3 protein-coding genes are annotated in these 2,581 nt (G+C 76.7%); all 3 read right to left on the minus strand.

The window, feature by feature from the left end; genetic code table 11:
• Positions 1–157 precede the first annotated feature (157 nt).
• Positions 158–838, minus strand: coding sequence for an SGNH/GDSL hydrolase family protein (locus I5E_RS18380; RefSeq protein ID WP_022908281.1), 681 nt, complete (start codon positions 836–838; stop codon positions 158–160).
• 145 nt (positions 839–983) lie between these two features.
• Positions 984–1,694, minus strand: coding sequence for an SGNH/GDSL hydrolase family protein (locus tag I5E_RS22130; RefSeq protein ID WP_022908282.1), 711 nt, complete (start codon positions 1,692–1,694; stop codon positions 984–986).
• A gap of 133 nt (positions 1,695–1,827) precedes the next feature.
• Positions 1,828–2,581 (minus strand): NRDE family protein (locus I5E_RS18390; RefSeq protein ID WP_022908283.1); only part of this gene is annotated, 754 nt, incomplete at its 5' end.

Here is a 2,581-nt window from a genome sequence, read left to right on the forward strand (position 1 = left end):
GACCGGCTCGTCGCGTCGGTTCGACCGGCTCGACGCCGTCGGTTCGACGGACTCGACGCCGTCGGTCTGACCGCGGGATCGGGCGGGCATGGCGACACCGCGCACGTCCCGCCCGTCGGGTGGCCCGGAGGCGCGGCGCACCCCCGCCCGTCGGGCGTCACAACCGCACGTGGTCGCGTCCGAGGGCGGCGGTCACCGCCGCCGCGATCGCGCGCTGGCCGCGCGCGGTCGGGTGCACGTCGTCCGACTGCATCCAGTCGGCGTGCCCCCGGAGCGGCTGGCCGACGTCGACGAAGGCGCCGCCCGTCCGCCGCACCGCGGACCCGAGTGCCGCGGACACCGCCGCGAGCTGTGCCGGGGGCGCCTCGTCCGACCAGATCGCGCTGAGACCGACGATGCGCGCTCGGGGCATCGTCCGGTGCGCGTCCGCGACGAGCTGTGCGGTGGCCCCGTCGAGCGCGTCGTCGTCCTGCCCGAGGTCGTTCGAGCTCGCCTGCAACACGACGACGGCGGGGTCCAGCGCGGCCGCCCGGTCGAGGAGCTCGTCGTACGTCGCGGCGCACTGGTCGTCCCCCTCGACGAGCACCCCGGCGCCGTCGCACCCGAGGTCGGTGAGCCGCAGGTGGTCCCGCGTCGCGATGAGCTCCGGCCAGGCCAGGCTCGCCGCCAGCCCGTGCCCGCGGGTGATCGAGTCCCCGATGACCACGACCCGTGACGGGACGCCGTCGGTCCCGGCGAGCGCCACCATCGTCGTGACGTCCGGCGAGCAGGCGGTCAGCACCAGCGCCGCCACGACGGCCGTCCCCGCGGCGAGGACGCGTCGGACGATCGGGGGCACGCTGCGACGGTAGGACCGCCGGCTGTGGCGCACCCGTCATCCGGGTGCGCGTCCGGACAGCTTCCGCCCGACGCATGACGACTGTCGCCAGACTCCAGACGCCCGACGACCGCGGCCCGGCCCGGCCAGGCCCCGCCCGGCGGCGTCAGAAGCGCACGTGGTCCCGTGCGAACGCGGCCGTCACCGCCGCGGCGATGGCCTGCTGTCCCCGCGCGGTCGGGTGGACGTCGTCGGACTGCATCCACGTCGGGTGTCCACGGAGCGGCTCGCCGATGTCGACGTAGGTGCCGCCGTCCCGGGCGAGCGCGTGCCGGAGCGCCCCCGATATCGACGCGAGCTGGGCGGGCGGGGCGTCCTGGTCCCAGATCGCGCTGAGCCCGATGAGCCGCGCGTGCGGGAGTCGGCGGTGCACGTCCTCGACGACCCGGTCGGTCGCGCTCCGGACCTCGGCGGTGTCGAGCCCGAGGTCGTTCGAGCTGGCCTGCAGGACGACGACCTCGGGCCGGAGGTCGACGGCGCGCTTCACGAGCGTCGCGTAGGCGCTCGCGCAGTCGTCGTCGTCCCCGATCGCGGCGACGCCGGCACCGTCGCAGGACAGGTTCGTGAGCGACCACCCCTGCCGGTCGGCGACGAGTGCCGGCCACGCCTCGGCCGTCGTCAGCCCGTGGCCGCCGGTGATCGAGTCGCCGATGACCACGACGCCGGTCCCGGCCGCGTCGTCCCACGGGGTGCTGGACGCCTCGGACGGTGCGGTTGCGCCGACCGCGCTCGACGGGCTGGCGGCACACGCGCCGAGCGCGAGCACGACGAGGGTGGCGGCGAGCACGGCGAGCACGGTCCGGGTTCCGGTGGTCACGAACGGTGACGGTACGCGCACGGACCAAGGCCGGTGGCGCGATCGCGCTGCGGGTGCGCTCAGGCGCGGTGCGCTCCGGAGGGACGGGCCGAGCGCTCAGGCGCGGTGCGCTCCGGAGGGACGGGCCGAGCGATCAGGCGCGGTGGAGCTCGACCGAACCGTCGAGGCGCCCCGGCTCGGTCAGCCGGGCGTGCTGCAGCACCGTGCGCGCGGGTCCGACGGCCGCCGCGACGATCGACAGCGTCGCGACGCGTCCGTCGTGCTCGTGCGCGTCCCGGAGGATCGCGTCCGGATCGTCCGCGGGCAGCGCGGCCGACTCGGCGAGCAGGCCGAACCAGCCGCTCCACCCGTCACCGGCATCGACCCCGGCGTCGGCCGTCCGCAGTTCGTCGAAGGGGCCGAGCACCGGCGGTCCGACCGGCGCGTCCGCGGCGCGGAAGGCCTCGAGCCAGCGCTCGATGCGCGGCGCCCGGGGGTCGTCCGGCTCACCGTGGGTCACCATGTGCACGCCGGGGCCGAGCACGGTCGTCCGGACCTCGGTGCCGTCCCACGTCGTGACCTCGGCGCCGTCCGAGGTCGCTCGGACGAGGTTGAAGGCCCGGGTCGTCGGCACCGTGCCGTCGTGTCCCGGCAGCACGCCGGCGACGGCGTCGAGCGGGACGACCCCGCGGGTGGTCCAGGTACCGTCGGCGCTCGCGACCGGTTCACCGCGGTTGAGCACCACGGCCAGCCCGGCCGCGTCGGAGGCCGCGAGCCACGCGCCGCCGGCCGAACGGTCGCGGACGCCGCGGATCGACGGGTCGCGGTCGGGCCACCAGGCGGCGGGCGGGTCCCACGGTCGCTCGGGTGACTCGTCGCGCAGGGCGAGCATGGTGACGGGCCACGCG

This window comes from Curtobacterium sp. B18 (genome assembly GCF_000333375.1).
GTDB lineage: Bacteria > Actinomycetota > Actinomycetes > Actinomycetales > Microbacteriaceae > Curtobacterium.